This window comes from Enterobacter cloacae complex sp. ECL414 (assembly GCF_021869685.1).
In the GTDB taxonomy this organism is placed as follows: Bacteria; Pseudomonadota; Gammaproteobacteria; order Enterobacterales; family Enterobacteriaceae; genus Enterobacter; species Enterobacter kobei.
On the sequence record NZ_CP091481.1, the window covers coordinates 2,270,877 to 2,296,941 of the forward strand.

Annotated in this window: 28 protein-coding genes and 1 pseudogene; 15 read left to right on the forward strand and 14 right to left on the reverse strand. The window is 54.6% G+C overall.

Annotated elements, in window-relative coordinates:
• Positions 1 to 489 precede the first annotated feature (489 nt).
• The 3 genes from paaX to acuR all read left to right on the forward strand — a co-directional run bounded on the left by paaX (position 490) and on the right by acuR (position 2,907).
• On the forward strand, positions 490 to 1,425 hold the full coding sequence (paaX, locus tag L3068_RS11050) for a phenylacetic acid degradation operon negative regulatory protein PaaX (RefSeq protein WP_014883708.1): 936 nt from the start codon (positions 490 to 492) through the stop codon (positions 1,423 to 1,425).
• 9 nt (positions 1,426 to 1,434) lie between these two features.
• A complete protein-coding gene (gene paaY / locus L3068_RS11055) occupies positions 1,435 to 2,031 on the forward strand; it encodes a phenylacetic acid degradation protein PaaY (RefSeq protein WP_023330325.1) in 597 nt (198 codons plus the stop codon).
• Between the two features lie 219 nt (positions 2,032 to 2,250).
• Positions 2,251 to 2,907 (forward strand): acrylate utilization transcriptional regulator AcuR, encoded by a 657-nt coding sequence (acuR, locus tag L3068_RS11060; protein WP_023330326.1) that lies wholly within the window; start codon positions 2,251 to 2,253, stop codon positions 2,905 to 2,907.
• 68 nt (positions 2,908 to 2,975) lie between these two features.
• Here acuR and acuI read toward each other — a convergent pair whose 3' ends face one another.
• The 5 genes and pseudogenes from acuI to L3068_RS11085 all read right to left on the reverse strand — a co-directional run bounded on the left by acuI (position 2,976) and on the right by L3068_RS11085 (position 7,663).
• A complete protein-coding gene (acuI, locus tag L3068_RS11065; RefSeq protein WP_032629228.1) occupies positions 2,976 to 3,959 on the reverse strand; it encodes an acrylyl-CoA reductase (NADPH) in 984 nt (327 codons plus the stop codon).
• Positions 3,960 to 4,354: 395 nt separating this feature from the next.
• Positions 4,355 to 5,449 (reverse strand): flavin monoamine oxidase family protein, encoded by a 1,095-nt coding sequence (locus tag L3068_RS11070; RefSeq protein WP_023330328.1) that lies wholly within the window; start codon positions 5,447 to 5,449, stop codon positions 4,355 to 4,357.
• Positions 5,446 to 6,129: a cupin domain-containing protein gene (locus L3068_RS11075; RefSeq protein WP_117582044.1), complete on the reverse strand. Its 684-nt coding sequence runs from the start codon at positions 6,127 to 6,129 to the stop codon at positions 5,446 to 5,448. The genes L3068_RS11070 and L3068_RS11075 overlap by 4 nt, the downstream gene beginning before the upstream one ends.
• Before the next feature lie 39 nt (positions 6,130 to 6,168).
• Positions 6,169 to 6,512 (reverse strand): annotated as a pseudogene (locus L3068_RS11080) (carboxymuconolactone decarboxylase family protein).
• Between the two features lie 236 nt (positions 6,513 to 6,748).
• Positions 6,749 to 7,663 carry a LysR substrate-binding domain-containing protein gene (locus L3068_RS11085; RefSeq protein WP_117582041.1) on the reverse strand — a complete coding sequence of 305 codons (915 nt, stop codon included), beginning with the start codon at positions 7,661 to 7,663 and terminating at the stop codon, positions 6,749 to 6,751.
• Positions 7,664 to 7,839: 176 nt separating this feature from the next.
• Here L3068_RS11085 and L3068_RS11090 point away from each other — a divergent pair, with 176 nt between their 5' ends.
• The 8 genes from L3068_RS11090 (at position 7,840) to L3068_RS11125 (ending at position 13,814) form a co-directional block, all read left to right on the forward strand.
• Positions 7,840 to 8,616: an SDR family NAD(P)-dependent oxidoreductase gene (locus L3068_RS11090; RefSeq protein WP_014882906.1), complete on the forward strand. Its 777-nt coding sequence runs from the start codon at positions 7,840 to 7,842 to the stop codon at positions 8,614 to 8,616.
• Positions 8,617 to 8,661: 45 nt separating this feature from the next.
• Positions 8,662 to 9,144 (forward strand): OsmC family protein, encoded by a 483-nt coding sequence (locus tag L3068_RS11095; RefSeq protein WP_117582040.1) that lies wholly within the window; start codon positions 8,662 to 8,664, stop codon positions 9,142 to 9,144.
• Positions 9,145 to 9,180: 36 nt separating this feature from the next.
• A complete protein-coding gene (locus L3068_RS11100) occupies positions 9,181 to 9,699 on the forward strand; it encodes a carboxymuconolactone decarboxylase family protein (RefSeq protein WP_117582039.1) in 519 nt (172 codons plus the stop codon).
• A 26-nt stretch (positions 9,700 to 9,725) separates the two neighbouring features.
• Positions 9,726 to 10,760 (forward strand): alcohol dehydrogenase catalytic domain-containing protein, encoded by a 1,035-nt coding sequence (locus L3068_RS11105; RefSeq protein ID WP_117582038.1) that lies wholly within the window; start codon positions 9,726 to 9,728, stop codon positions 10,758 to 10,760.
• 4 nt (positions 10,761 to 10,764) lie between these two features.
• Entirely contained in the window at positions 10,765 to 11,919 is a 1,155-nt protein-coding gene (locus tag L3068_RS11110) for an MFS transporter (RefSeq protein WP_117582037.1), read from the forward strand.
• 271 nt (positions 11,920 to 12,190) lie between these two features.
• A complete protein-coding gene (locus L3068_RS11115) occupies positions 12,191 to 12,682 on the forward strand; it encodes a DinB family protein (RefSeq protein WP_096217591.1) in 492 nt (163 codons plus the stop codon).
• Between the two features lie 59 nt (positions 12,683 to 12,741).
• Positions 12,742 to 13,224, forward strand: coding sequence for a glutathione peroxidase (locus tag L3068_RS11120; RefSeq protein WP_117582036.1), 483 nt, complete (start codon positions 12,742 to 12,744; stop codon positions 13,222 to 13,224).
• A gap of 215 nt (positions 13,225 to 13,439) precedes the next feature.
• Complete coding sequence (locus L3068_RS11125) at positions 13,440 to 13,814, forward strand: cell envelope integrity TolA C-terminal domain-containing protein (RefSeq protein WP_117582035.1); 375 nt, start codon at positions 13,440 to 13,442, stop codon at positions 13,812 to 13,814.
• A 115-nt stretch (positions 13,815 to 13,929) separates the two neighbouring features.
• Here L3068_RS11125 and L3068_RS11130 read toward each other — a convergent pair whose 3' ends face one another.
• The gene (locus L3068_RS11130) at positions 13,930 to 14,331 is read right to left on the reverse strand and encodes a RidA family protein (RefSeq protein WP_014883721.1); all 402 of its coding nucleotides are present in this window, start codon (positions 14,329 to 14,331) and stop codon (positions 13,930 to 13,932) included.
• A 139-nt stretch (positions 14,332 to 14,470) separates the two neighbouring features.
• Between L3068_RS11130 and L3068_RS11135 the strand changes: the two genes are divergently transcribed.
• Positions 14,471 to 15,085, forward strand: coding sequence for a TetR/AcrR family transcriptional regulator (locus L3068_RS11135; protein ID WP_014883722.1), 615 nt, complete (start codon positions 14,471 to 14,473; stop codon positions 15,083 to 15,085).
• On the opposite strand, the gene L3068_RS11140 is transcribed toward L3068_RS11135, so the two are convergent.
• Both L3068_RS11140 and L3068_RS11145 read right to left on the reverse strand, forming a co-directional pair.
• Positions 15,060 to 15,500: a VOC family protein gene (locus L3068_RS11140; protein ID WP_023330340.1), complete on the reverse strand. Its 441-nt coding sequence runs from the start codon at positions 15,498 to 15,500 to the stop codon at positions 15,060 to 15,062. The two genes, L3068_RS11135 and L3068_RS11140, sit on opposite strands and share 26 nt — an antisense overlap.
• An 82-nt stretch (positions 15,501 to 15,582) precedes the next feature.
• Positions 15,583 to 16,740 (reverse strand): MFS transporter, encoded by a 1,158-nt coding sequence (locus L3068_RS11145; RefSeq protein WP_117582034.1) that lies wholly within the window; start codon positions 16,738 to 16,740, stop codon positions 15,583 to 15,585.
• A 133-nt stretch (positions 16,741 to 16,873) separates the two neighbouring features.
• Between L3068_RS11145 and L3068_RS11150 the strand changes: the two genes are divergently transcribed.
• Both L3068_RS11150 and L3068_RS11155 read left to right on the forward strand, forming a co-directional pair.
• On the forward strand, positions 16,874 to 17,377 hold the full coding sequence (locus L3068_RS11150) for a MarR family winged helix-turn-helix transcriptional regulator (protein WP_117582033.1): 504 nt from the start codon (positions 16,874 to 16,876) through the stop codon (positions 17,375 to 17,377).
• A 54-nt stretch (positions 17,378 to 17,431) separates the two neighbouring features.
• Complete coding sequence (locus L3068_RS11155; protein ID WP_023337244.1) at positions 17,432 to 18,355, forward strand: LysR substrate-binding domain-containing protein; 924 nt, start codon at positions 17,432 to 17,434, stop codon at positions 18,353 to 18,355.
• Between the two features lie 47 nt (positions 18,356 to 18,402).
• On the opposite strand, the gene L3068_RS11160 is transcribed toward L3068_RS11155, so the two are convergent.
• The gene (locus L3068_RS11160; RefSeq protein ID WP_048996296.1) at positions 18,403 to 18,873 is read right to left on the reverse strand and encodes a hypothetical protein; all 471 of its coding nucleotides are present in this window, start codon (positions 18,871 to 18,873) and stop codon (positions 18,403 to 18,405) included.
• A gap of 267 nt (positions 18,874 to 19,140) precedes the next feature.
• On the opposite strand from L3068_RS11160, the gene L3068_RS11165 reads away from it, so the two are divergent.
• On the forward strand, positions 19,141 to 19,617 hold the full coding sequence (locus L3068_RS11165) for a WbuC family cupin fold metalloprotein (protein ID WP_014883727.1): 477 nt from the start codon (positions 19,141 to 19,143) through the stop codon (positions 19,615 to 19,617).
• Positions 19,618 to 19,681: 64 nt separating this feature from the next.
• On the opposite strand, the gene L3068_RS11170 is transcribed toward L3068_RS11165, so the two are convergent.
• From L3068_RS11170 to L3068_RS11190, 5 genes are all read right to left on the reverse strand, one after another.
• The gene (locus L3068_RS11170; protein ID WP_117582032.1) at positions 19,682 to 20,221 is read right to left on the reverse strand and encodes a cysteine hydrolase family protein; all 540 of its coding nucleotides are present in this window, start codon (positions 20,219 to 20,221) and stop codon (positions 19,682 to 19,684) included.
• 337 nt (positions 20,222 to 20,558) lie between these two features.
• A complete protein-coding gene (locus L3068_RS11175) occupies positions 20,559 to 21,158 on the reverse strand; it encodes an NAD(P)H-dependent oxidoreductase (RefSeq protein WP_117582031.1) in 600 nt (199 codons plus the stop codon).
• A gap of 73 nt (positions 21,159 to 21,231) precedes the next feature.
• Positions 21,232 to 21,825: a TetR/AcrR family transcriptional regulator gene (locus L3068_RS11180; protein ID WP_117582030.1), complete on the reverse strand. Its 594-nt coding sequence runs from the start codon at positions 21,823 to 21,825 to the stop codon at positions 21,232 to 21,234.
• A 34-nt stretch (positions 21,826 to 21,859) separates the two neighbouring features.
• Positions 21,860 to 24,949, reverse strand: coding sequence for an efflux RND transporter permease subunit (locus L3068_RS11185; RefSeq protein ID WP_117582029.1), 3,090 nt, complete (start codon positions 24,947 to 24,949; stop codon positions 21,860 to 21,862).
• A complete protein-coding gene (locus tag L3068_RS11190; protein ID WP_048996302.1) occupies positions 24,946 to 26,055 on the reverse strand; it encodes an efflux RND transporter periplasmic adaptor subunit in 1,110 nt (369 codons plus the stop codon). The genes L3068_RS11185 and L3068_RS11190 overlap by 4 nt, the downstream gene beginning before the upstream one ends.
• Positions 26,056 to 26,065: the final 10 nt, after the last annotated feature.

Here is a 26,065-nt window from a genome sequence, read left to right on the forward strand (position 1 = left end):
GCCCCTCATCCTAACCTTCTCCCCAGAGGGGAGAAGGGACTTTTTCTTCCTCTCCCTTTGGGCTGAGGGATCCCCAGTAATTTTTTAACTTGAAGCGATATATGTGCCATCAGGATTATGAATGACTTACAGCGATGTCCCGGTCCGGCTGTAAATCGCCGAAGCGTTTCCGTAAGGCCAGGGCGAGGCGCAGGGATGCGCCGAGAGGGCGTGGCCTGCAGGGATGCAGGCTCATGCCCGACCCGATAGCCTGAAGGAATAAGCTGAGGGCACCGCGAAGCGGCGATTTACCGCCGGGAGCCCGGGTCGCCAGGGTGGTGGCGATTGAGCCACCCTGGCACGTTCACCGGTCGTGCCGTCACAGAGTAGCAAGGAACATGAAGTGAACGGAATGACCACTATAGCCGTATGTTTCCCCTCACCCCAGGCCTCTTCCTCAAGGGAGAGGGGAATATGCTATGATTCATCCAGACCAAAAATAACAACAGAATGAATCACATGAATAAACTCGATGCCTTTATCCAGCACGCGGTTAGCTCGGTTCCCGTTAGCGGAACGTCGCTTATCTCCTCATTATACGGTGACGCGCTTTCACATCGCGGCGGCGAGATTTGGCTTGGCAGCCTTGCCGCCTTACTGGAAGGCATGGGGTTTGGCGAGCGCTTCGTGCGCACCGCGCTGTTTCGCCTCAACAAAGAGGGCTGGCTGGACGTCTCGCGCATCGGGCGTCGCAGCTTTTACCGCCTGAGCGATAAAGGGCTGCGCCTGACCCGTCGAGCGGAGAATAAGATTTACCGCGCCGAACTGCCCGCCTGGGACGGAAAATGGCTGTTGCTGCTCTCCGAAGGGCTGGACAAAACCACCCTTGCCGACGTCAAAAAGCAGCTGATTTGGCAGGGGTTTGGCACGCTGGCGCCGAGCCTGATGGCCTCGCCGTCGCAGCATCTGGCGGATGTACAATCTCTGCTTCACGATGCTGGCGTGGCGGAGAACGTCATTTTCTTTGAAGCCCACTCGCCGCTGGCGCTCTCCCGCGCGGCGCTGCGTTCACGTGTAGAAGAGTGCTGGCAGTTAACCGAGCAAAATGCGATGTATGAGTCGTTTATTACTTCGTTCCGGCCGCTTCTGCCGCTGTTAAAAGAGGCCGCACCGGAGGAGCTTACGCCGGAACGGTGCTTCCAGATCCAGCTGCTGCTGATTCACTTTTATCGTCGTGTGGTGCTGAAAGACCCGCTGCTGCCGGAGGAGTTACTGCCTGCGCACTGGGCGGGACAAAGCGCCCGACAGCTCTGCATCAATATCTATCAGCGTGTCGCACCGGGGGCGCTGGCGTTTGTCAGCGAGAAGGGGGAAACCTCCGTCGGCGAACTGCCCGTGCCCGGCACGCTCTACTATCAACGCTTTGGTGGTCTTTCAAGCGCATAAGGAGTGAAGATGCCTGTTTATCAAATTGACGGTCTGACGCCGGTGGTGCCTGACGAGAGCTACGTCCACCCAACGGCGGTGCTGATTGGGGACGTGATTCTGGGTAAAGGCGTTTATGTCGGCCCTAACGCCAGCCTGCGCGGTGATTTTGGCCGCATTGTGGTGAAAGATGGCGCCAACATTCAGGATAACTGCGTCATGCACGGCTTCCCGGAGCAGGACACGGTGGTGGAGGAGGACGGGCATATCGGCCACAGTGCCATTCTCCACGGCTGCGTGATCCGCCGTAACGCGCTGGTGGGCATGAACGCGGTGGTAATGGATGGGGCGGTCATCGGTGAAAACAGCATCGTCGGCGCGGCGGCGTTCGTGAAGGCGAAAGCGGAGATGCCCGCTAATCATTTGATTATCGGCAGTCCGGCCAAAGCGATCCGCGAGCTGAGCGAGCAGGAACTGGCCTGGAAGCAGCAGGGCACGCGGGAGTATCAGGTGCTGGTGGAGCGCTGCAAGCTGACGATGCACCAGGTCGAGCCGCTGCGCGAGGTTGAGTCTGACCGGAAGCGACTGACGTTTGATGAGAATTTAAGGCCGAAGTCGGCGGTGTAGGGGGGAGGTCCGCTTTGTGCCAGAAGCGGACGTTTGCAATTCGCCATTGTTCTCGATAAGCAAGTCCATGAACAAAGCCTTCAATGTCGTTATAGCGACAGGCTATGTCATTGTCTATTCGGCAGAAGCGACCACTTCGTCACCAGCGGGGATAAACTGATTGAAGCTGTCGTGCAAAATCACTTATTCTTTCTATTAATAAGATGCAGAGGATAAGTCATGACCGGTGAAATTCGCGGAAGGGGAAGACCACGAAAAACAGAAAGTACCTATGCAGATACTCGTAATGACCTGATCCGCAGTGGACTTGAACTGCTAACGCAGAATGGTTTTCTTTCGACGGGAGTCGATGCCATTGTCAAAAATGCCAGTGTTCCTAAAGGCTCATTTTATTACTATTTTAAGAGTAAAGAAGAATATGCTCAGACCGTTCTGAATGCCTATGACAGTTTCTTTGAACATAAACTCAAGAAACATCTTCATGAATCATCCTGTGCACCGATGGTACGTCTGGAAAATTTCATAGATGATGCCTGCGATGGGATTAAAAAGTACAACTTCACTCGTGGCTGCCTGGTTGGCAATATGATGCAGGAGAGTCCGGGGCTTCCGCCATCCTTTATTAATCAACTACAGAGTATTATTGAGAGCTGGCAAGCACTTGTTGCGGCCTGTTTGTCCGATGCGTTATCTTCAGGCGAAATATGTTCCGATATGAATGATAAGCAACTTGCGGCCATTTTCTGGAGTGGCTGGGAAGGAGCAGTCATGCGCGCCAAACTTTATTGTTCAACCCAACCTGTGTACGATTTCTGGAACTATTTCAAAACTTCTGTACGCTATCAACCGTCGCCGGAAGTGACGGCTGAAAAGTAAAAGAGGAGCCTAAACCGGCCCCTTAATAAATCAGCATCAATTCCAGGCAGGACCCGGCATCTATCCAATTAGCTACATTGAATCACTGCTCGACCACGAATTCCGCCATTTAGAAGTTTTTCGGCTACATAGATGGCCTCACTGAGTGGATAAACGGTCGTCAGGCTATCTAGTCTGGACTCAGGTAAATACTGTACCGCCTGCTGCCAGATCGCCGCTCTTTTTTCTTTCGCGAACATCACACTATCAATCCCTTTCAGCGTGACGCCACGCAGGATAAACGGAGCCACATTCCCCATCAGTTCCATACCCTGTGCCATGCCGCAGGCTGCAATAATACTGCCGTACCTCACGCCGGCGCAGGCGTTGCAGAGCGTGTGGCTGCCGACTGTATCAATGGCGGCAGCCCAGCGTTCTTTCTGTAAAGGTTTTCCGGGTGATGAAAGCTCGGAACGATTAATGATCTCGTCTACACCGACCGTTTTATAAAGCCAGGCAGCTTCTTCCGGGCGACCAGTAGACGCGGTAACGCGGTAACCCATCGACGCCAGGATCATGGCCGCAATACTCCCGACACCTCCGCTGGCACCGGTAACAAGTACCGGACCATCTTCAGGCTTAATACCATGATTCAGGAGTGCGTCGACACACAGCATCGCGGTAAAGCCAGCTGTACCGATTGCCATCACGTGTTTGCTGTTTGCGCCCGTAGGGAGCGGCGTCAGCCAGTCTCCATTTACCCGCGCTTTTTCGGACAGCCCGCCCCAGTGTTTTTCCCCAACACCCCAGCCGGTAAGAAGAACCTTATCCCCTGCCTGAAATTCCGGATGTGAACTGGCGGACACCGTACCGGCAAAATCAATGCCTGGCACCATTGGAAAGTGCCGGACTATTGGGCCGCGGCCCGTAATGGCCAGCGCGTCTTTGTAATTGATGGATGAATAGTCAATATTGACCTCCACATCCCCCTGCGGCAGCTCACTTTCAGCGATTTCAGCAAGTTGTGTACTGTAGCGATCATCTGTTTTGTTGATTAACAAAGATTTAAACACTTTCACCTCGTCTTCCTGGTCGTTTACAGGTCAGTTATTAAGTCGTTTATGAATATTATTGACCGATCGTCTAATAATCAATGCTACTATCCCATTGTTTTGTCAGCATTCAAGAATTATTATTTTTTTTCATTAGCTTAAAGCTGTTTTTTTTGATCAGTATCAATCTGAATTCGGGTTTATCTCGCGAAGAGAGGAAATGGCGGAAACCCATGGAGGATGCACAGTTAATGCTTCAGGACGCGGCTGCTAATGCTGCAGTAGGCTGCTTAGTGCCAGAAGCGGAAGTTTTAGAAGCCAGCTGTTTCCAATAACAGACGTATTATCGAACCGGAAACTCATGTTTTTTAATAACCCCTCTCCGGTTCGAAAGGCAACAAACCATTTTCACGGGGTTATTTCTGTTGTAGCCAGCGCTGAACGCCCGTTAATGCAGAGTCAATTGCGCCTGCCAGATAGCCCGAGAACTGCGGTGACCATTCACTGGCGACACCTGTTATCTCGCCGGACCATTCTACCCAGGCGGGAAGTTGCTCAGGCATTGCGTGCCCGACCTCCTGCAGGAGATCAAATTCCGTCGCAGTAAACGGATCGGCCGCCCAGTCTTTTATATACTCAGCTTCGGGTTCTGCCGCGTCCTGCCCAAATAAGCGTACGAGCTGCTCCCGGCAAAGGCTTTTGAGAACAGCTTCGCTGACTGTCCATCTCGATTTTGCCGGTACGCCAATAAAACCAAAAATCGCCGTTTTGCCCGAATCTGGCTCGGATACGTCATGGATCTCTACCATTGGCCCCACGCGGCTTCCTGCATTCCCTGAAAGCTGCCGCTCATGCAATATGTCTGTTTTATATACAGCGACATATTTTGCATGGGGAGCCATCCATGTCGGGATTTTCCGCCAGTTTGACAGTACCTGTTCCGGCATCGCCGGTCTGAAATCTATTTTAGCTGCCAGGGCAGGAGGCAAAGCGAGGAAGACATGCTCACCGGAAAATACGGCTTTTTTACTGCCTTCGGACCGGGTATGGACCTGCACTTCCTTGCCAGCCCGGGAAACCGCCACCACCTGATGGCCGGTTTTAATCTTCTCAGCCGGGATCTGACTTTTAAGTGCCGCCGTCAGCGCCTGCATTCCTCCCTTCAGCCTGAAAGACGCCGGGGAGCTCTCCCATGACGGATAGCGTTCGGGGGGCGAATCCAGTTGGCGCTCGTAGAGCATGTCGCCCGGGCGACCGTGCGCGATTACCGGAAGATTAAGCCGCTCGATCAGTTGCGCGAAGTCCGGTTGAATATCAGGCCAGAACCACGCTGCCCCCATATCGACATGAATGCCAGCGGAGGTGCCCGCCAGTTCCAGGCCAGACAGCACGCGCCCGCCCGTTCTGTCACGAGCCTCAAGGATCACATAATCAACACCCGCTTTTTCAAGCAGCGTGGCGGCATAAAGGCCGCTTATGCCCGCACCGATGATAACAGCGCTCTGCTTCATAATGTCGCTCCGGTCAGGGTTGTCGGGCTGAGATGTCCCGTTTTCAGATAAAAAAGTGCGCCAGAGGCGGTGGCTATCAGAGCTGGCATATCACCCGGCGGAAACCGCAGCCAGCTTCCTGACTCATAGCGACCTTCCGGCGCACGGATCTCCCCCTGTAAAAGAATGAGCTCTGCTCCGCCAACAAGCGGTGCACAGAAGATCCGCTCGCCCGGAGCAAGCTTCTGAAGCTGAACGGTTTCTGAAGCACCGGAGAATAAAGGGCAGACTTGTCTTTGCGGCTGACCGTGCCAGTTAGCTGCCTCCTGCGTATTTATCCTGACCGGCTGGCGCTCATCGGCAGACATCTGGCGCAGCTTGACGAAAATGGTTGTGCCGTCGCGACTTGAGGGCTGGTGAGAAGAACCGTCCGGGCTGCGCAGATACCTGCCGGCAGGATAGTCGACCCCGTTTTCGGTAAAAATACCGTCGAGCACCAGAATCTCTTCTCCGCCGGGATGGCTGTGTGCGGGAAATTTGGATCCGGGCGCATACCGGACAAGGCTGGTTGCGCGGGCCTGCTCGCGACCAATCCGGTCAAGCATCAAGCGCTCAACGCCGGGCTGGGGAGAAGGTATCCACTGATAATCATCCGGGGTGACGATCGCACGCTGCGAAAAATCAGAATTCAGTAACATCATAGTCAGTGATTAGACGGCCCACAGGGGGCCGTCTAAGGCCTATTTGTTCGGCAGATTATCGTAACATCCAGAGCTCGCGCGGTATACGTCAGCGCTGCGCCAGTGTTCAGGTTAATGGCAACGGCCAGCGCTTCGGCGATCTCTTCACGCGTGGCACCGTGCTTAACCGCAGCGTCCACATGAACAGCCAGGCAACCGTCACAGCGGGTGGTGACGGCCACGGCAAGTGCAATCAGTTCATGGGTTTTGGGATCGAGGTGCTTGTTTTCTGACGCCCCCTTATCCATTTGCTGAAAGCCTTTCATAAACTCTGGCTTCAGTTTGGCAAATTTGCCGATGGTGGCAAGCAGGTCACTGCGATATTCATTCCAGTTCAAGAACATTGAAAACTCCGGTTGTTGTTTGTTTCAGAAAAGTCATTTCATGACGTCGAAAATACGCACGTCAGGCGCGCTGTGTATTACCTTTCGTTGAGGGCGATTATCAGAAAGCCAGACAGCTTCAACAAATCAGATAATCTTGCGGAGCAGCGAAGAAATTCTATGTCGTGGTTTGGCAGGGAATAAGCATTACGCGCCCGGCGTGATTGCAGGAGCAGCGTAATGCCTGAGTGGGCAGTTTATGAACGATCCGAGACGACATCCTGAAGAAGCCAGTCGTGGAAAACTTTCACATCATCACGCATGACTTTTTGCTGCGGGGTCACCACATAATAAGACCACTTGAGCGGCCACCGATGGTCAGGATGCAGCTGGACCAGCTGTCCGGTTTCGATAAGCTTTTTCACCAGCGCGTATCGCACGATAGCCACGCCCCTGCCACTCAGCGCCGCCAGAATCACAGCTGAAGTGGAATTAATATGTAGCCCGCTTTCCAGCGCTTCGGGGGCACCGACCGTTCTCAGTACATCATCCCATGAAGGAAAATCCGCACCAGGATGCGGCGTGTCATCGTGAATGAGTTTTTGCGTGGCGAGCCATTCACTGCAGGCCATTTTCCCGGACGGCACCAGGTGGGGACTGCAGACCAGCACCGCTTCCTCATCCATCAGCCAGGTTTTATTCACGCCAGGCCAGTCGCCCTGTCCGCAGCGAATACCGATATCCGCCTCGCCGTGCGACACGTCCATCAACTTTTCCGTAACATTAAGCCGCAGATCGATATTTTCGTGCGTTTCCGAAAACCGGTTCAGACGATCCATCAGCCAGTTCATCATCAGTACCTGCGACGCCGTCACCACCACCACCGAGCGCGAGCGGCGACCACGAAGCTTGTTTAATCCGGTTTCAAGTTTGTCGAGCCCCTGCGTGATGTCCTGGAGTGCCTCCTGCGCTTCGTCAACCAGCGTCAGCCGCTCTTTTCCTGAACGGGTGCGGTGAAGAAGCGGGTGCCCGACCCAGTCTTCCAGCGAGCGCACCAGCTGGCCTACTGCGGCGGGCGTAACGCCCAGTTCCTGAGCCGCGCCGGTAAAGCTGCCATGCCTGGCGGTGGCTTCAAAAGCGTGCAGCCATTTAAGTCGGTTTAGCGATCGCATTGTGGTCATCCTGATTCATTATTTTCCTCAGTATACGCCAGCGAGAAAGATTTTCTTTCCTGAGTCGCAATTTCTTCTCAGTCGTCAATCAGGGGCCCGGGTGGCATTCTGGTTTCACACGATGAGGAGCGCGGCTTTTCATCAATGACAACCATATGAATTTAAAGAGGTTAGCGATGAACGCATCTTTTGCCGGTAAAAAACTGTTAGTGGTCGGTGGTACAAGCGGTATGGGCTTCGAAACGGCGAAGCTGGTTCTGAAAAACGGTGGCAGCGTTGTGCTGGTTGGCAATCGCCAGGACAAAGCCGAGCAGGCCCGCCAGGCGCTGGCTGCTGATGGTCAGGTTTCTATCATCGTTGCCGACCTGATGAAAGAAGAAGGTATGCAGCACGTGGTGAACACCATTAACGCCGAACACAAAGATATCAGCCTGCTGGTCAATGCGGCTGGCGTATTTTTCCCGAAACCGTTCACCGAGCATGAAGCGTCAGACTATGACATGTATATGAGCATTAACCGCGCGACATTCTTTATTACCCGTGACGTGGTGCGCAATATGATCGAGGCCGGCATTAAAGGCTCCATCGTTAATATCGGCTCCATGTGGGCACAGCAGGCCATCGGCGCCACGCCGTCTTCAGCTTACTCAATGGCGAAAGCGGGTCTGCACGCGCTGACCAAAAACCTGGCCATTGAGCTGGGTGAAAAAGGGATCCGCGTGAATGCGGTGTCTCCGGCCGTTGTTCACACGCCGATTTACGAAGGCTTCATTCCAAAAGACGACGTGAAGGACGTAATGAACAGCTTTGACAGCTTCCACCCGATCGGCCGCGTGGGTACCCCGGTCGATATCGCGGAAACCGTTGCTTTCCTGCTTTCTGACAAGACTGGCTGGGTCACCGGCGCTATCTGGGATATCGATGGCGGTGTGATGGCTGGCCGTAACGCCTGATAACCATGCCGCACGCGCTCACCCGCGTGCGGCACTGGAGTAATTATGCAAATCCAGACTGCGTATTATGACCTTGTCACCTCGTGGCAGGGGGGCATGGCCAGCCGGACGCTCTGCCAGTCCTTTTCCGCAGACAACGCTCCGCCTGCCCTGCAAAGTCATGTTATCGATTCCGATGAACCGGTTTCGCTGGGTGGAGAAGGGCTGGCTCCTGACCCCCAGGAGCTGATGCTCGCTGCGTTTAATGCCTGCATGATGGCCGCCTTTATTCTCGAAGCCAGGGCTGAAGGTCTCGCCCTTACGCATCTTGAAATTCACACTGACGGGCACCTTCCGAAGGGTATACCGGCCTCCGGTGACAGACCTGCAGAGGATACCTCCGGCAGGCTTGTGTATGTCATCCATGTAAGCGGTAGCGGCACGGTGCATCAGTTTGAAGGGGTCCATCAGCGGGTGATTGACTCCTCTCTGAACCGGTGGTTACTGGCGAAGAATATGCTGATCGAAGGTGACTTAACACTGAGCTGACGCGGCTGGATTGTTCTGTTCAACAGGAAAAATGATATGACCACACCAAGAGTAACCCCCTGGCAGGATGAAGAGCCCGTTGACGCCAATCTTCTCAACGCGATAAAGGCCCGTCGGCCCGGCGGAAAACTGATAGCTATTGACCGGGTATTACTGAAGAGTGCCCCCCTGGCCACGGGCTGGAACGAACTGATGGTACGGGTACGTCAGGAATTTTCGCTCAACCTTGAATACCGGGAACTGATCATGCTGCGCGTTGCCTGGCTGAATAAAGCAGAATTTGAATGGAACGTGCACTACCCGGCCTATCTGGATGCAGGCGGCACTGCTGAAAAAGCAGAAGCCCTGCGGTTATCATCCGCGCCACACATCTTTAATGACACCGAAACGTTGCTGATACATCTTACGGACCAGTCCACCCGGAACGTCGTGGTTGAGGAGAAAGTAATTGGTGCGCTGAAAAGCCTGTTAGGTGAAAAAGAGACCGTAGAAGCCGTTGCTACTGTCGCCGCCTATAACATGGTGTCCCGTTTTCTTGTCGCCCTTGCCATCTGACAACCCCAAATTTTCCGGTGCAATTTATGAATAAAAAATATCGCGCTATGCAGATCGTTGCCCCCGGTGTGCTGGAAATGACCGAGTGGCCGGTACCCGTTCCCGGCCCGGATGAAGTGCTCATCAGAATTGAAGCATGCGGCGTATGCGGTGCCGATCTCCGGGACGCGGAAAAAGCACCACAGGCGGGCCAGCCCGGCCGTATACCGGGACATGAAATTGTCTGGTTTATTGCCCGGAAGGGGAACAGGGTACCCGATATCTGGCAAACCGGTCAGCGGGTAGGCGTCGGACGTTTGGGGGGGTACTGTCAGCACTGCAAATCCTGCCGCAGCGGGCTTTTTCATCTTTGTGAAAACCAGCTTACGCCTGGACTCAGCTGTGATGGCGGCTACGCAGAGTACGTCGTCATGCGGCACACTGCGCTGATAGCCATCCCCTCCGCGCTTTCTTCCGTACATGCCGCGCCGATCCTTTGCGCCGGTACAGCAACCTTCAACGCGCTGCGTAATTCAGGCGCAAGGGCGGGCGACAGAGTCGCGGTTCTCGGAGTGGGTGGCCTTGGCCACATGGCCGTTCAGTACGCCCGTAAAATGGGCTTTGAGGTGACCGTAATTGCGCGGGGTAATGAAAAAGAACGGGCGGCCTTTGTGTTGGGTGCGCATCATTACATCGATACGCTTGAGGAAAACGCATCAGAACGCCTGAAAAATGACGGCGGTGTGGATTTTATTGTGGCAACGGCAACGGCACCGGCTTCAGAAACGATTTCAGCCCTCCTGTCCTCCCTGGCACCCCGGGGAAAAGCGATCCTGCTGGGTACCGGACAAACGCCGCTACAGGTGATGCCCGGTATGATGATCGGCGCTGAACGTACCCTGACAGGATCTTTCGTCAGCACACCAGCGCAAACCGAGCGAGCGCTGCAGTTCAGCCACCTCTTTCAGGCTTTGCCTGTTACAGAGCTACTGCCCTTTGAAAGGGCAAATGAGGCGCTCAGCAGACTGAAGCAGGGTCTGGCGCGATACCGGATAGTGCTCACCATGAATCAGGATAATTAATCACATGTCCGCAGAACATTTCCTGCCCGTTGCAGATCAGAAAAACAATATTATCCGCCTGTCGGCCGCACAGGCTCTCGCTGGTGCTAACTCCGTGGTTTTTTATGCCACAGGCGCAATTGTGGGTAACGCACTGGCTCCCAGCAGTTCGCTGGCCACTCTTCCCATCACCATGTTTGTTCTGGGGATGGCGGCCTGTATCCTGCCGTTAGGTTCACTGGCGCGGACAAATGGTCGTAAAGCCGCCTTTATGGTCGGCACCGGGGCGGGCGTCATTACCGGACTGACGGCTGCTCTGGCCGTCTTCATCGGCTCATTCCTGCTGTTCTGCATTGCTGCATTTATGGGCGGTGCGTATGCGGCGGTCGCGCTCAGCTTTCGTTTTGCCGCAACGGACGGCGTTACGCCTGAACGCCGGGCCCGGGCCCTGTCGCTGGTAATGGGAGGCGGAGTGATAGCTGGCGTGGTTGGTCCTATGCTGGTTTCCGGAACGATGCACCTCTGGCCGCCTCATACCTTCGCCGTCACGTTTCTCGCTCAGGCCTTTGTGGCCGTTATTTCGGCATTCATACTCAAAGGAGTGAAGACCACAGAACCTGCCAGCGCAGTAAAAACGGGTGGAAGACCTTTGCGCGAGATTGTCCGACAGCCAGGGTTTGCCAGAACAGTATTCAGCGGTGCGGTAACTTATATGGTGATGAACTTCCTGATGACGGCAGCACCACTCTCGATGCACATGCACGGCATTTCTCAGCAGGCGTCCAATCTCGGTATCCAGTGGCATGTTATCGCCATGTACGGTCCGGGCTTTTTCACCGGCAAATTAATTAACCGCTTTGGAGCCATGCGCATCGCCGCAGCGGGTCTGCTTATCACGGTGTGCTCTGTGCTGGCCGGCCTCGGTGGCACTGATATTATTCACTACTGGTTGTCGCTGGTTTTGCTGGGTCTTGGCTGGAATTTTGGCTTCACCGGCGCATCGGCGAAGATTATTGAATATCACCGTCCCGAAGAGAAAACCCAGGTTCAGTCCCTGAACGATTTTATTGTGTTTGGGGTGATGATTGTAGGATCGTTTTCTTCTGGTGCTCTGCTTAGTCTCTACGGCTGGAACGCCGTCCTGTGGGGATCCCTTGGTCCGTTGGGCTTGCATTTTTAGGTATTATTAACGAGTTGCGGGCAAAAAAGGACCATAAATTAAGCTCCTGACACGGTTTTATCTGCTGCTGTAAGTGGATTATGTTTATGTGAAAAGTATTTAAAGCCCAAAATTAATGAGCATCATTTTGGGCATACTTGCCGATGCTTACTGGTTCCATGTTCTCATTAACGTCCGCTCTTCGCTCACAGCGGATCTTTTCTGGTCAGTCCCCGGTACCGGCTTGACAACGTTGCTGATATGATAATTTTTTGTTGATTTGGAGGGGGGAATGAACACAAACACGATAGTCACGCTATTAAAGTTCAAGCGCTGGGCAGATGCAGAAACATTACAAGCGATAAAGAAGGTAGATACGTTAGCGAATGCTGATAAGCATCATCTGATGCTCAGGCTTATGAACCATGTTTATGTCGTTGATATGATTTTCAGAGCCAACATTACTGGCCAAAAGCACCAATACACCGCGTTAAATACGCCAGAAACCCCGACTGCAGACGAGCTTCTGACAAAGATGTTCGAATGCACTGAATGGTATATTCAACACGTCGGTACAATGAACACGCCTGATCTTTCTGAAATCGTTAAATTTCGTTTCGTCGATGGTGGGTATGGTGAAATGAAGGCAGAAGATATGCTCAATCATGTCCTTTTTCACGGTTCATATCATCGCGGCGCGGTGGGCTGGATGCTTTCAGAAACGGGAATAACCCCTCCTAAGGATGTGTTAACCGTATTCCTGAGGGATCATCATCACGAGTGATGCAACCTGAGGGTTAACCAGATTTCACGCCGAACCGTTTCTCTTTTAAGGATGCCAGCATGACCAATTTTCATCAATTTACCGCCACCAGCCTGGATGGCCGTCTTATCTCAATGGACGACTATGCGGGTGAGGTGGTTTTGGTCGTGAATACTGCCAGCCAGTGTGGCTTCACGCCGCAATACGCGGGCCTTGAAGCGCTCTACACGAAATACGCCGGTCAAGGGTTAGTGGTGCTTGGCTTTCCCTGTAACCAGTTTGGTAAGCAGGAGCCCGGCGGCGCCGATGAAATCTCGAACACTTGTTACATTAACTACGGCGTAAGTTTCCCCATGTTCGAGAAAGTAGAGGTAAACGGTGGCGCAGCGCACCCGGTGTTTCGTTTTCTGAAAAAGGAATTGCCTGGCGTGCTCGGAGGACGGATCAAATGGAATTTCACGAAGTTCCTGATCGGACGCGATGGGATACCCCTCAAACGTTTTGCACCGATGACGACGCCCGAGAAAATGGAGGATGCAATTCTTGAGGCACTGGGGAGGTGAGCGCTTTGGTAGTGATTTAGCGTGCATGATGAACGACGACATCGCAGGTTATTATCCTTGCGCCATAAAAAGGTTCATTGGAAGCATCGGGTTGTGTGAAAAATTGGTAGTTGAAACATGACCAGTCAATACAGAAAAATAGATCACTATTTCTGAGGCTTAAATGGACTGAGAGGCAAGAAGTGAGCGTGTCTGAAACAATAAAGAAAATTGTTATGGTGGCATTAGTGGTGAACATGGTCGCAGGATGTGCGCCGTTACATCCTTCTGGATGCCATAAGACCACGGCAACGGGCAGTTGCAGCTCAGGACGCTGGGACGATCAGGATGAGTGGGGCGCGCAAGCGCGGGCAATCAGGGCGGCAATAAATGACAAACTGGATGAGCCGCAAAACTGGAAAGGGAAAAAATGCAGGCTTCATATTGAATTTGCTCAGGATGGCACGCCTTTAAACATATCCACCAGCAACGGCAATAAAGCCTTTTGTGAAGCGATAAAATCAGCAGCCCAAAAAGCCAAATTCCCGGCATTCAACAATCCGGAAGTCTACAGAGATTTTCAAAAATCCGGTTTCGATATGCGCGGGTAACATGCTAACCGCCCTTTGTAAGGTAGCGTCACTCTGAGCTAACACTCACTATGTCAGCCCCGGTTGCACATTTACACACAGATACCGGTTCTTCTGATAGCTGTGTGCAACGTGTTCATTCCTGATGTTCAGGGATCCGGGCGATAACCTTTATTTCAAAATCAAATCCCGCCAGCCAGGTAACGCCCACGGCTGTCCAGTTCGGATACGGTGGCTTAGGGAAAAGCGTTTGTTTCACCTGCATAATGGCTGGAAATTGATTCTCCGGATCGGTATGAAAGGTTGTCACATCAACAAGATCGGCAAACGTACATCCTGCAGCGTCAAGCGTGGCCTTGAGATTATCGAAGGCACGCTCTACCTGCGTTGCAAAGTCGGGTTCGGGTGTACCGTCTTCCCGGCTACCCACCTGTCCGGAAACAAACAGTAAATCACCAGAGCGGATCGCTGCAGAATAACCGTGCTGCTCATACAGCGCGTGGCGATTTGCAGGGAAAACGGGTTTCGGTTGGTTCATAACGGATCCTTTATTTGGACAGGGACAATGGATGCGCGGCATAAATAAATGAATTAAGATACGCGGCGTATGTCAACTTAATCACACATACGCCGCGTATGTCAAACGTCTTGCGTGGTGTAGATTGCAAGGAGTTCGTATGGCTGCCAAACGCCGCGCCGAAACGATGGAAGAAACCCGCACTAAATTGATTGCGGCTGCACGTAAAGCCTTTGCCGAAAAAGGGTTTGCCGCAGCCTCGATGGATGATTTAACCGCCAGCGTGGGCCTGACGCGCGGGGCCCTGTATCATAATTTTGGCGATAAAAAGGGGTTACTTGCCGCTGTCGTTACCCAGATTGATTCTGAAATGGCGCAAAGCGCCAAAAGTGCAGCGGCGCATGTGAAGGATGACCAGCAAAAGCTTCTGGCAGAGGGGATAGCCTATATCGAGATGGCGCTGGATGAAGAAGTCCGTCGCATCGTTCTGCTTGATGGTCCGGCTTTTCTTGGGGACCCGGGCAAATGGCCGAGCCAGAATAACTGCCTCGACGCTACGCGTAAGAGCCTTTCCGACCTGATTGAACGCGGCTTAATCGAACCGGTAGATGTTGATGCCACCGCCTGGCTGTTAAACGGTGCCGCACTGAATGCCGCCCAGTGGGTGGCCGCCAGCGAAGATCCTCAGCAGGCATTACCAAAAGCGATTCAGGTTTTTACCCTGCTGGTAAATGGCCTGGTGAAGGGCGTCATACCTCCCGAAGCCACGGCGTAATCGTTAATCCCGTAAGCAAGCCCTCCGGGCTGAGCAGGCGGGTGACGGTTTGCCCCCATGGTTCTGTGCGGTTTGCCACCAGCAACCGATAGCCTTTTTCAGTCAAAATACGGGTAGCCGAGTCCAGGTCCTGAACCTCGTACTCAACCCATCCTTGCGGTATCGGGTGCTCAGCGGGCCATTGTTCTTCTCCAAAGCAGGACATTGCCGCCTGTGTAAGCGGCCAGACGGCGAAATGCTTCACGCCTTTCAACTGGCCCACTTCTGCGAGCAGATAATCACTGTTCCCCTCCATCGGCTTAAGCGGAAGGCCGAGTGTATGGATATAAAACGCGGCGCTGGACGCTGTGTCCCGTGAAATAGGCCCGAACCCAGCGACAAATAAAACATCAATTCCCGGTAAAGCTTGCGGCATATCCCCTCCTGTATGACGTAACACTTACGCTGAATTTATCTTACGACCAGTTGAAATACGACTCTCAATTCTGGCATCGCTTTCACCGTGTCCGCACGTTCTCGACGGGTTTAAACTTCAACGCGATGACGATCAGCAGCACCACTCCCGCACTCATCACCAGCCAGGCGCTGGTCAATGAAACCGCGCTGTCGCGAACAATCCCCGCGATTAACGGCATCAGCGCGGCAATCATATATCCGCCCCCCTGAACTCTGGAGAGTAACTTCCCGGCCTCAGCGGGCGTGCGGGCGTGATCGAACGTGACGATGAGCGACAGTGGGAAAAGGGCGCCGATCCCTGTGCCAAGCAGCAATGTGGATACTACCGGCGTTGTACCCGGTGCAAAGACCAGACACAGTAATCCTGCCAGCAGTAGCGAGAGCACGGCGATCAGCGGCACACGGCGGTCAGGGCATTTACCAATCAGCGCGGAGACGGCAAACCCGGCGACCACTTCGGTCAATGTCAGCCAGGCCAGCATATAGCCACTGCTGCGTGCGGACCATCCCGCCTGAATATAGAGTGGGGGCAGCCAGGCTAAAACCAGCGTGTAGGCGCCAGTTCCCACACCGAAAAAGAGCAGCAGTAGTCCTGTCCGGGAGGAGGAGAGCGTCACGGTTTCGTGTACCGTTTGTTCTTGCTGAGGGCGCTTAACGAGGGCCAGCCACAGTATCAAAGCAAGCAGCGCTAATACGCCTGCCATCGCCAGCGCGGGCTTCAGCGTGAGCCATGAAAACAACGGCTCGGCACTGGCGGCGGCTAATGCCGCGCCGGCCATAATGCCCGTGCTGAAGAGCGACATCACCGTGCTGGCCGTTTGCGTATAGTCCTTTTTTATCAGGGCAGGCATTAACGCCTGGATCACGCCTATGCTGGCCCCACCCAGTAACGCGGTACCCATAAGGCTCGCCAGTGAAGCGCTAAAACCCCGTAATAAACAGGCCGCAAGCAGGATGAAGAGTCCGAACGCGATCCCCCGGACGGCGCCGATCCTGGCTAAAAGCCAGGGGCCGCATAAGGCGGCCAGGCCCATCATCGCGACCGGCAGGGTGGTCAGCAGGCTGAATTCCGTGGCCGACAGCCCAACTTCATGCTGCAGCACGGAGAACAAGGGGCCGACAGAAGCCAGGACAGGGCGCAGGTTCAACCCGACGATAAAAGCAATAACGGCGAAGAGTAAAGGTGACGTGCGTTTCAACGTGGAATCCTTTTCGATTGTGTACGGCCAGCGCAAAATGCCACAAACATTTATCTTAACGTTAAGATAAAATCCTTTTTTGTGTAAGATGTAGCGCACAACACGATAAATACCCACTCAACACGGGGGGAAAATGAAAGACCATGTAGATTTTGTTGTCGACCAGTGGAGTCGTGCCATGCCCGAGCTGGACGCCTCGTCGATGAAAATTTTTGGCCGAATGCTCAGGCTGATAAAGCATCTGGCAAAAGCGCGCGCGCAGGCCATGGCGCAGTTTGGTTTTCGCGAGGGGGAATTTGACGTCCTCGCCACGCTGCGTCGCGCCGGTGAGCCGTACTGCCTTTCGCCCACGCAGCTGTACAAAGCGTTGCTGATTACGTCCGGGGCGATGACGAACCGGCTCAGCCATCTTGAACAGCAGGGGCTTATCAGGCGAATCGCCGACCCGGAGGATAAGCGCAGCACGCTCGTGAGCCTGACGTCCAGTGGGAAGGATCATATTGAACAGGCGTTGCTCGTTCACACGGAAACGCAAAATGCAGTATTAAGACACTTATCTGATGTGCAACATGCGCAGCTTGAATCCCTGCTCAGGGAATTACTGCTGACGTTTCCGACTGAGGAACGGGGTGAATAGTCCCCGGGTGCCGATAAAAAAGCTACATGATTCAACCTCATCGAAAGGGAAAATATGTCATTACCGCCACTGTACGCGCTACGCGCGTTTGAAGTCGCCGCGCGGCTGAACTCCTTCAGCAAAGCCGCTGAAACCCTGAATATCACGCCGGGAGCGGTCAGCAGGCATGTCAGGACGCTTGAACTGTGGTTTGACTGCGAGCTTTTCAAACGGCAGGGGCCGAGAGTGGAGGTCAATGAAGCCGGACGTATTCTGGCCGGACAGCTTGGCGAAAGCTTCTCGAATATGGAGTGGGCATGCCGGGCATTCAAAAGTGAAAATCACCTTCTGCGCCTTAAAGCTCCCAGCACCCTTACGATGAGATGGCTCCTGAATGTGCTTAAATCTTTCCGCGAAAACCATGCGAAGCCTAAAATCGAAATCGCCAGCGTCTGGATGGACTTCGACACCGTTGACTTCAGCCGTGAGCCATACGATTGCGCGATCCTCCTCGGTAATGGCTATTTCGGCGAGTCAACAGAAAGCCGGCTGCTCTTCAGTGAATGGCTCATTCCGGTTTGTCCCCCGTCTTTGCTTGAATCTGCCCGGCACCAGCTTGCTCAGTGCGATCTTATTCATCCCTCACCGGACAGACGGGACTGGAAACGCTGGTTGAAAAGGACAGGGTTATTCCCCGGGCTCGACATGAGCGGCGGGCTTGTGTTCGACACCCTGGAGCAGGGCAGCCTTGCGGCCATGCACGGTCACGGTGTGGCGATGGCTGACCTTCGACTCACGCTGGACGCACTAAAAAGTGGCCTGCTCGCACTGCCCTTCAGGGAAGCGATAGCAACCGGGGATGGCTACTATCTTGTCTGGCCGAAAAATTCGCTCAGAAGACAGAGTATTGAACGTTTGCTGGCGTGGCTTAACCTTAACGCGCCTGTGGTGCCTTCTTTGAATATCGTCTGTCTTGATTACGATGATAATCAGGTTTAATAAATAGCGGAATATTAATTGTGGGATATTCCGCATCCTGAACGTATTTATGCGTAGGGAATATTCGCCATCTTTTTATATCTTTCCGGCAGGGCGCTGTTCAGGCTAAGTAATTTATCCAGAATATAAAGCGCAGGCGTCCCCTTTGCGCGCTCTGCGTCGATCAGCGCCGTGCGTAACAGATTGGCAGCCGAGGTCATGTCACGGAAATACTCCTCCGATTCACGCGTTTGATCTTCGCCCGACGCGGCGTAACGCACCTTTGGCCACTCCGCAAAGTCAAGCAGCGGAAGGATCCCATCTTCTTTTGGTAAATGCGCTGAGAGCAACTCTTCGGCGTTACCCGGATTGCTTTGGGCGAAAGCCAAAAGATGCAGTCGATGGATGAAAGGCGATAGCGCTTCTGAGCTTTCCTTTTCTGCTGAAAGTAACGTTATCAACTCATGCACATTTGCATTGAGGCTATATTTATGAGGCGAGATAATATTCAATACAGGGAATAAAGCATCGAGTGTCATAGCTGCTCCATACAGGCTTAATATTATTTATTTTTTCTATCCCAGGGATGAATGGATGGTATTGCAGGGCTATCGCTTTTGAAAAACGATAAATAGTGGGAATAAATGTGAGTTTTACTCAACGTTGCGCTTTGGAGTGCGATCACGCACATCCTCACGCTGCAGCGTTTTGTTTCACAAACGCCATCGCTCATCGACCGTCCAGAATGGTATAACGTCGTGCGGCTAAAGGGTGGCCGCCCGCTGACTCCATTCACAAAGGTGTATATGAAACAAATTACGTTCAGTGACCTGCAGCAACAAAGTGAGCAGGCTGCCAATTCTCCTCGCTTACGCGCGCACCGAAATTTACATCCCGAACTGAGCGACCCGGTACAACGCCTGGCTATCGCGATGGAGCCAGGTACCTATGTTCGCCCTCATCGCCACCCGCACACGTTTGAACTGCTGACGGCTCTGAGCGGTCGCTTTCTGGTGTTGAATTTTGATGACAGCGGTAACGTGACCCAGCGCGTGGTGTTAGGTGAAGACTGCAAAGTGCTGGAGATGGATGCCGGTACCTGGCATGCCGTGCTGTCGCTGGATAAAGGCGGCGTCATTTTTGAGGTGAAACACGGCGGCTATCAGCCTGTTCCGGAGCACGATACCGCTCCATGGTCACCGGCTGAGAACGCGCCCGGTAGTGCGGAGCTGATGAAATGGTACGCTCAGGCACAGGTGGGTGATGGAGGTTTTACCCTGTAATTTTCTCTACTTTTCCCGACGCGCGGAAAGGCGCGCCGGGATAGAGAGAGACGCTCCCGCCAACTCAACTGACCGTATTAAAATGCCAGTCGCCGGCAGTCGACAGCATCACGAACGGGCCGGCCAGCGTGCTGTTGTGATGCGCAATGATGTCAGTGGCAGGTAAATGTGCGTTATCCATTGTGGTATGCGCATCTGAAATCAATATCGTCCTGAAGCCCAGCTCCGGCGCGGCCCGGCAGGTGGTGTCGACACAAAATTCTGTTTTCATCCCGGCAATGACCAGCTGTTTGATGCCTCTCTGATTAAGTTCACGCAGCAATTCGGTATCCCGAAAACAGCTGGGATGGCGCTTGGTGAAAACAACATCCTGCTCCTTCACGTCCAGCTCGGGTATCAGCTGCGTCAACGGCCCCTGCGCTGAAAGGGGCGAGTCGTCTGGTCCAACATGGCGGGCAAAAAAGACGGGTACCTGAGCGTGGCGCGCGTTGGCTATTAACAAACGGATATTTGCCAGAACGGCATCGGCGGAACAGGGTGAGACCGGGCCCCGGAAGAGGCCCTGCTGCATGTCGATAATTAAGAGAGCATTGTCAGAAATCATTTTCTTTCTCCATTCAGAGGGCGGTGAACGGAGAGGTATTTCCCCGTCCAGTTAGGCGGGGATTGAGGTTCTGTTTGTCAGTCGTTTGCTACAGATACGCTCATGCCGCCGAAGGTGCCGGTGGTGGTGAGGGTGGTTGTTGGCTGAACTGACTGATACATGGAATGACCTTTGTTTATTCATTCCGCTATATGCGGAATGAGCACGTTAGTTATAGCGTTGCTTAACGCATTGCTTCAAGACACCAACTTGAGTAGGGGTACGATGCAGCGGCAGGAAGCTGTCAGCAAAGGCTCGTAACCTGCTGTGCACGCCTTTGCTGACTGAATAGCCGGGATTATTTAAGGCCCTCTAGTCCCTTCAGGAACTCCTCCACCAGCTCAGGCGTCGCCGTGTCTGCCTGGTAAAGAATATCGAGTTTGACGTTCTTCAAACCGCAGAAGCCGAAAATGCCCTCGACTATTTGAGTCTGAATCGCCGTCGAATAACCATGTTTATCGAAACCGTAAAGATCGCTGCCAGCAGTCGCAATAAGGCGAACGGGAACGTCGCGCAAATTGCCCACAATCCGGCCGTCTTCTGCCACTTTATACGCCCAGTTCAGCGTCAGAACGCGATCAAACCAGCCTTTCAACAGGCCGGGAACGGACCACCAGTACACCGGGAAAACGAATACCAGCATATCCGCCCGCTCGACCCGCTGCTGCTCGCGCAGAATAGCGTCAGGAAGGGCGCTCGGATCGCCGTGGTACAAATCAAGATCGGCGCTGGACATGGCCGGGTTAAACCCTTCGGCATGCAGATCGGCCATCTCCACCTGCGTACCCTGTTCACGCAGTTTCCCGGCAATGCGGGCGGCCAGCGAATGGGATAACGAATTGTCGACAGGGTGAGCCGTCACGATCAGTGCATTATTAATGGCATGTGTAGCAGACATAGCGACCTCGAATGGGTGAGAAGTGACGTTTATATTACTATTGGTAACTTAGCTGTCAATCCGCACCCAACGATCATTTTGTGCTATTCACGTAGGTCTCCAGCACCCCGGTGATGGCACCGCTGAGGGTATCTTCCGCAACATTTCGGGCGAGCACGCCGTTACACGCGGCGGTGCTGAGCGCGTCCGCCGCACCAATGATGGCCGTCAGTACCGCTTCTCCCTGAACGCCTTTCAGGACGACAAAAGGGGAAAGCGCGGTACGCAGGCAGTCGGCGCATTCGGCAACGCACGCCTCACGAAACGACTGTAACGCGCGAGAGCCGGACAGCGCCGCGGCGATGGGCCCGGTTTCGGGCCCGGCGGTCATGGCGCAATCAATATAGGCGGCGCTGAAAAAGCGGATCGTCTTGTCCAGCGTTTTGCGGTCTACCACCAGCGTCTCACGGAATTTCGCCAACTGCCCATCGCTATAATCCTGATACAAGGCCATCAGCAACCCTTCACGATCGCCAAAATGGTCGTAGGGGATAGGCTTGGTCACGTTGGCCCGCTCCGCCAGGTAACCCAACGTCAGTGCCTCCGTGCCTTGCTGGCGGACAATTCCGCGCGCCACTTCCAGCAGCTGTACGCGGCGATCCTCTTTTCTTAAGCGCTTAACAACCATGCTTTCCTCGGAACAGTTATCTACTTAGGGTAGTTTACACGTTTTCTGCCGGGGACTGCACGCGCTGTTCCGCAGGGCGGATCCGGAACCAGATCGCATACATCGCAGGCAGGAACACCAGCGTAATGGCCGTACCGCCTAAGGTTCCGCCAATCAACGTGTAAGCCAGGGTTCCCCAGAATACCGAATGCGTCAGAGGAATAAACGCCAGCACGGCGGCAAGTGCCGTCAGCAGTACGGGTCTGGCTCGCTGAACCGTCGCCTCGACCGCCGCGTGGAACGGATCGAGACCGTCCTTCTGGTTATGATCGATTTGCCCAATCAGGATCAGCGTATTGCGCATAAGAATGCCTGAAAGGGCGATCAACCCCACCAGCGCGTTGATGCCAAACGGCTGATTGAAAATCAACAGGGTCGGCACCACGCCAATCAGCCCCAGCGGCGCGGTAAGGAACACCATCACCATCGCCGAGAGCGAACGCACCTGCAGAATGATGATCAGCAGCGTCAGCGCAATCATGATCGGGAACAGCGGAATCATTGCCTGCGTGGCTTTGCCCGATTCCTCAATCGAACCGGCCATCTCAATGCGGTATCCGGCCGGTAGCGTATCTATAATCGGCTGGAGCTGTTTCATGATGGCGACCGATACATCCGGTGGCTGAAGATTGTCGGCGATATCACCCCGCACGGTAATGGTCGGAGTGCGGTCGCGGCGGCGCAAAATCGGGTCTTCCATACCGATCTCAATCTTGCCAATTTGAGACAGCGGAACGCGCTGCCCCGCATTGCCGACGAGGGTAAAACCCTCAATTTTTGCCGGGTCGAGACGGATATCCCCCGCGGCGCGCCCCATGACCTCTACCGAGCGAATATCTTCCCTCACGGCGGTAATTGGCACGCCTGAGAGCAAGAACTGAAGCTGCTCAGCCACGGCACTGGACGTTAAGCCGGTGGCCTGCAGACGGTTTTGATCGAGGGTGAAATGCAATACCGGAACGCGTGATCCCCAGTCGGTATTGACGGTACGCATCATTGGGCTTGCCTGAAGCACGCCTTTCACCTTGTCTGCGATATCGCGTAAGGTACCGACATCCGGCCCCGAAACGCGCCAGGCAACCGGGAAGGGCGAGTACGGGCCAAAGACCAACTGCGTCACCCGCACGCGGGCGTCAGGCGCCAGGCCGCTGGCGACAGCCTCCCTGAGCCTGAACTTGAGCGCTTCGCGTGACGTCTCGCTGTCCGTCAGGATCACGATTTTTGCAAAAGACGGGTCAGGTAATTCGGGGGCCATCGCCAGGTAAAAGCGGGGCGATCCCTGGCCAATATAGGCCGTCACGATGTTGGCCTCAGGCTGCTGGCTCAACCATGCTTCTATTTTTGCGGTTGCGGCACGGGTCTGTTCGATTGAGGTGCCAAAGGGCATCTGCACTTCAACCAGTACTTCCGGGCGGTCGGATGTCGGGAAAAATTGTTTTTTTACCAGTCCCATGCCGAATATGGCGAGGATGAAAATAGCGATCACGGCACCGGCCACCCGCCATTTTCCGGCGATAACGCGGCTCAGCATCCGGCGAAAACGGTTATAACGCGGCGTGTCATAGATGGCGGCATGGCCTCCTTCCACTTTGGGAATGGCCGGGAGGATCTTCACCCCAAGATAGGGGGTAAACACCACGGCGACAAACCACGATGCAATCAGGGCGAGGCCGACAATCCAGAACATATTGCTGGTGTATTCCCCGGCGGTTGACTGGGCAAAACCGTTTGGCATAAAGCCAATTGCCGTCACCAGCGTACCCGCCAGCATTGGCGCGGCGGTATGGCTCCAGGCGTAGGCGGAGGCTTTGACCCGGTCGTAACCTTCCTCCATTTTGACCACCATCATTTCGATGGCGATAATGGCATCGTCAACCAGTAAGCCGAGGGCAAGGATCAGGGAGCCCAGCGTGACGCGGTCAAAGTTTATCCCCGCGGCTTCCATCACCACGAAGACCACCGCCAGCGTCAACGGTACCGCCGCTGCAACCACCACCCCCACGCGCCAGCCCATGCTGACAAAACAGACCACCATGACCACCAGCAGGGCGACGAAGAATTTGATCATAAACTCATCCACCGCCGAGCTGATGTTCACTGACTGGTCGGTGACTTTGCTCAGGGTCATGCCCAGCGGCAGACTCGCGTTTATTTTTGCCGTTTCGGCATCCAGCGCTTTACCCAGTGCCAGACCATTCCAGCCCTCACGCATGACGATACCCAGCAGAAGGGCGGGTTCATTCTGGTTACGTATCAGCATCGTAGGGGGATCTTCATAGCCCCGTTCGACCATCGCCACATCGGACAGCCTGAGCGTTTTGCCCTGAGCCACAACGGGTGTATCGCGGATCTTCTGCAACTCATCAAACGCGCCGTCGAGGCGGATAAACATCTGGGCGCCCCGGGTCTCAATAGAGCCCGCTGCTTTTAACGCGTTCTGATTGTTAAGGGCGTTGAAAATATCCTGCGGCGAAAGACCCAACGTAGCCAGTCGGTCATGAGAGAAAGCGATGTATATCCGCTCCGCCTGTTCGCCGATAATGTTCACTTTCTTCACGCCGGGTACGTGCAAAAGTTGCTGGCGCATGGCTTCGGCATCACGTACCAGCTGCCGCTGGGGTTCACCTTTCGCTTTCAGGGCAAAAAGGGCAAAGGTGACATCGGCGAATTCGTCATTGATCATCGGGCCGATCGTCCCGGCAGGGAGGTTCAGGGATTCGTCTCCCAGCTTTTTCCGCGCCTGATAGAACGCCTCCTGCACCTCTGCGGGGGGAGTTTTGTCTTGCAACGATAAGGTGATAAACGCCATGCCGGGGCGGGTATAGGTTTCCGTCCGGTCATACCATTTGAGCTCCTGCAGGCGTTTTTCCAGCGGTTCGGCGACCTGATCCTGCATCTCCTGCGCGGTTGCGCCGGGCCAGACGGATATCACCGTCATTTGCTTCACCGTAAAAGGGGGATCTTCCGCGCGGCCAAGCCCAAAAAAGGCGTAGATACCGGCAATCGTCACAAGGACGATCAGAAACAGGGTGATGGAGCGCTCGCGCACGGCAAGCGCTGACAGGTTGAAGCGACTTCCGCTCATGGCGTGTTCTCCGCCAGCGCGGCATTGCGTTGTTCTGCAAGCCTGACGATTTCACCCTCGTGCAAAAGGTGTGCGCCCAGCGCCACAATCTTCTCGCCTGGCTTCACGCTGCCCGTGACCTGCGCGGCATCTTCACCCACGCTCAGCACCTTCACCGGCGTCCAGGTAACCTTTGCCGGCCTGGCGGAAATGCGCCAGACACCGGGGCCTTTGCCAGCATCGTAGAGTGAGGCGAGCGGAACCTGCATGACCTGACGTTCCGCTTTTGGGTCCTGAACGTTCAGCGTGACGGTTGCCCCCAGCGGCGCGTTTGCCAGGTCACCATTCAGCACGTAGCGGGCTTCATAGGTGCGGGTTGTGGCATCGGCTGAATCAGACAGCAGGCGCAGCGTTGCGCTGACCGGGTGTTTTTCATTGCCATAAAGTGTGGCCAGTGCAGGGCTGCCAACGGCAGGGCGCAAGGTCTCCGGGAACTGCACGAGCGCTTCACGTTGTCCCGCCCTGGCGAGTCGGATCACCACTTGCCCGGCACTCACCACCTGACCTGGCTCGGCGAGGGTTTCCATCACTACCCCGTCTGAATCCGCCAGCAGTACGGCATAGCCCGTTGCGTTTTGCGCCACGTTGGCCTGCGCCCGGGCTGCGCTGAGTTCCGCTCTGGCGGAATCGGCGGCGGCTTTGATCTGATCATACTCCGAGGCGGACACGGCGCCGGACGCCACAAGACCGCGATAACGCGCCTCATCGCTGGACGCTTTTCTCGCACGCGCCTGGGCAGCATCCACCGTGCGCTGCTGTGCCTGGGCCTGTAATTTCAGGTCAGCCGGATCGAGGCGCAGTAACGGCTGACCCTGTCTGACGGTTTGCCCGGTATCGACGAGTCGCTCAAGGATTTTCCCCTGAACCCTGAAACCCAAATCACTTTGCGTTCTCGCCACCACCACGCCGGTAAAGGCGTGAGCAGTATTGTTCGCAAGCTCGATGGCGGCGGATCTGACAAGCGGTGGCTTAGTGCGCGGATCGTCACTCGCGGAATTATCGCCGCACGCCACGAGGACAAACGGCAGAAGGCTAACGGCAAGGCGGGCTGTATTGAGCCTGAGCATGGGAAACCCT

Bases quoted from the DNA above. Each gene is read 5' to 3' on its own strand.
- L3068_RS11085 (WP_117582041.1), bottom strand. From the start codon at position 7,663: ATGCGATCGCTAAACCGACTTAAATGGCTGCACGCTTTTGAAGCCACC.
- L3068_RS11180 (WP_117582030.1), bottom strand. From the start codon at position 21,825: ATGGTTGTTAAGCGCTTAAGAAAAGAGGATCGCCGCGTACAGCTGCTG.
- L3068_RS11105 (WP_117582038.1), top strand. From the start codon at position 9,726: ATGAATAAAAAATATCGCGCTATGCAGATCGTTGCCCCCGGTGTGCTG.
- L3068_RS11190 (WP_048996302.1), bottom strand. From the start codon at position 26,055: ATGCTCAGGCTCAATACAGCCCGCCTTGCCGTTAGCCTTCTGCCGTTT.
- L3068_RS11185 (WP_117582029.1), bottom strand. From the start codon at position 24,949: ATGAGCGGAAGTCGCTTCAACCTGTCAGCGCTTGCCGTGCGCGAGCGC.
- L3068_RS11095 (WP_117582040.1), top strand. From the start codon at position 8,662: ATGCAAATCCAGACTGCGTATTATGACCTTGTCACCTCGTGGCAGGGG.
- L3068_RS11135 (WP_014883722.1), top strand. From the start codon at position 14,471: ATGGCTGCCAAACGCCGCGCCGAAACGATGGAAGAAACCCGCACTAAA.
- L3068_RS11140 (WP_023330340.1), bottom strand. From the start codon at position 15,500: ATGCCGCAAGCTTTACCGGGAATTGATGTTTTATTTGTCGCTGGGTTC.
- L3068_RS11160 (WP_048996296.1), bottom strand. From the start codon at position 18,873: ATGACACTCGATGCTTTATTCCCTGTATTGAATATTATCTCGCCTCAT.
- paaY (WP_023330325.1), top strand. From the start codon at position 1,435: ATGCCTGTTTATCAAATTGACGGTCTGACGCCGGTGGTGCCTGACGAG.
- L3068_RS11100 (WP_117582039.1), top strand. From the start codon at position 9,181: ATGACCACACCAAGAGTAACCCCCTGGCAGGATGAAGAGCCCGTTGAC.
- L3068_RS11125 (WP_117582035.1), top strand. From the start codon at position 13,440: ATGGTGGCATTAGTGGTGAACATGGTCGCAGGATGTGCGCCGTTACAT.
- L3068_RS11155 (WP_023337244.1), top strand. From the start codon at position 17,432: ATGTCATTACCGCCACTGTACGCGCTACGCGCGTTTGAAGTCGCCGCG.
- acuR (WP_023330326.1), top strand. From the start codon at position 2,251: ATGACCGGTGAAATTCGCGGAAGGGGAAGACCACGAAAAACAGAAAGT.
- L3068_RS11115 (WP_096217591.1), top strand. From the start codon at position 12,191: ATGAACACAAACACGATAGTCACGCTATTAAAGTTCAAGCGCTGGGCA.
- L3068_RS11170 (WP_117582032.1), bottom strand. From the start codon at position 20,221: ATGATTTCTGACAATGCTCTCTTAATTATCGACATGCAGCAGGGCCTC.
- L3068_RS11175 (WP_117582031.1), bottom strand. From the start codon at position 21,158: ATGTCTGCTACACATGCCATTAATAATGCACTGATCGTGACGGCTCAC.
- paaX (WP_014883708.1), top strand. From the start codon at position 490: ATGAATCACATGAATAAACTCGATGCCTTTATCCAGCACGCGGTTAGC.
- L3068_RS11130 (WP_014883721.1), bottom strand. From the start codon at position 14,331: ATGAACCAACCGAAACCCGTTTTCCCTGCAAATCGCCACGCGCTGTAT.
- L3068_RS11090 (WP_014882906.1), top strand. From the start codon at position 7,840: ATGAACGCATCTTTTGCCGGTAAAAAACTGTTAGTGGTCGGTGGTACA.
- L3068_RS11120 (WP_117582036.1), top strand. From the start codon at position 12,742: ATGACCAATTTTCATCAATTTACCGCCACCAGCCTGGATGGCCGTCTT.
- L3068_RS11075 (WP_117582044.1), bottom strand. From the start codon at position 6,129: ATGATGTTACTGAATTCTGATTTTTCGCAGCGTGCGATCGTCACCCCG.
- L3068_RS11150 (WP_117582033.1), top strand. From the start codon at position 16,874: ATGAAAGACCATGTAGATTTTGTTGTCGACCAGTGGAGTCGTGCCATG.
- L3068_RS11110 (WP_117582037.1), top strand. From the start codon at position 10,765: ATGTCCGCAGAACATTTCCTGCCCGTTGCAGATCAGAAAAACAATATT.
- L3068_RS11165 (WP_014883727.1), top strand. From the start codon at position 19,141: ATGAAACAAATTACGTTCAGTGACCTGCAGCAACAAAGTGAGCAGGCT.
- L3068_RS11070 (WP_023330328.1), bottom strand. From the start codon at position 5,449: ATGAAGCAGAGCGCTGTTATCATCGGTGCGGGCATAAGCGGCCTTTAT.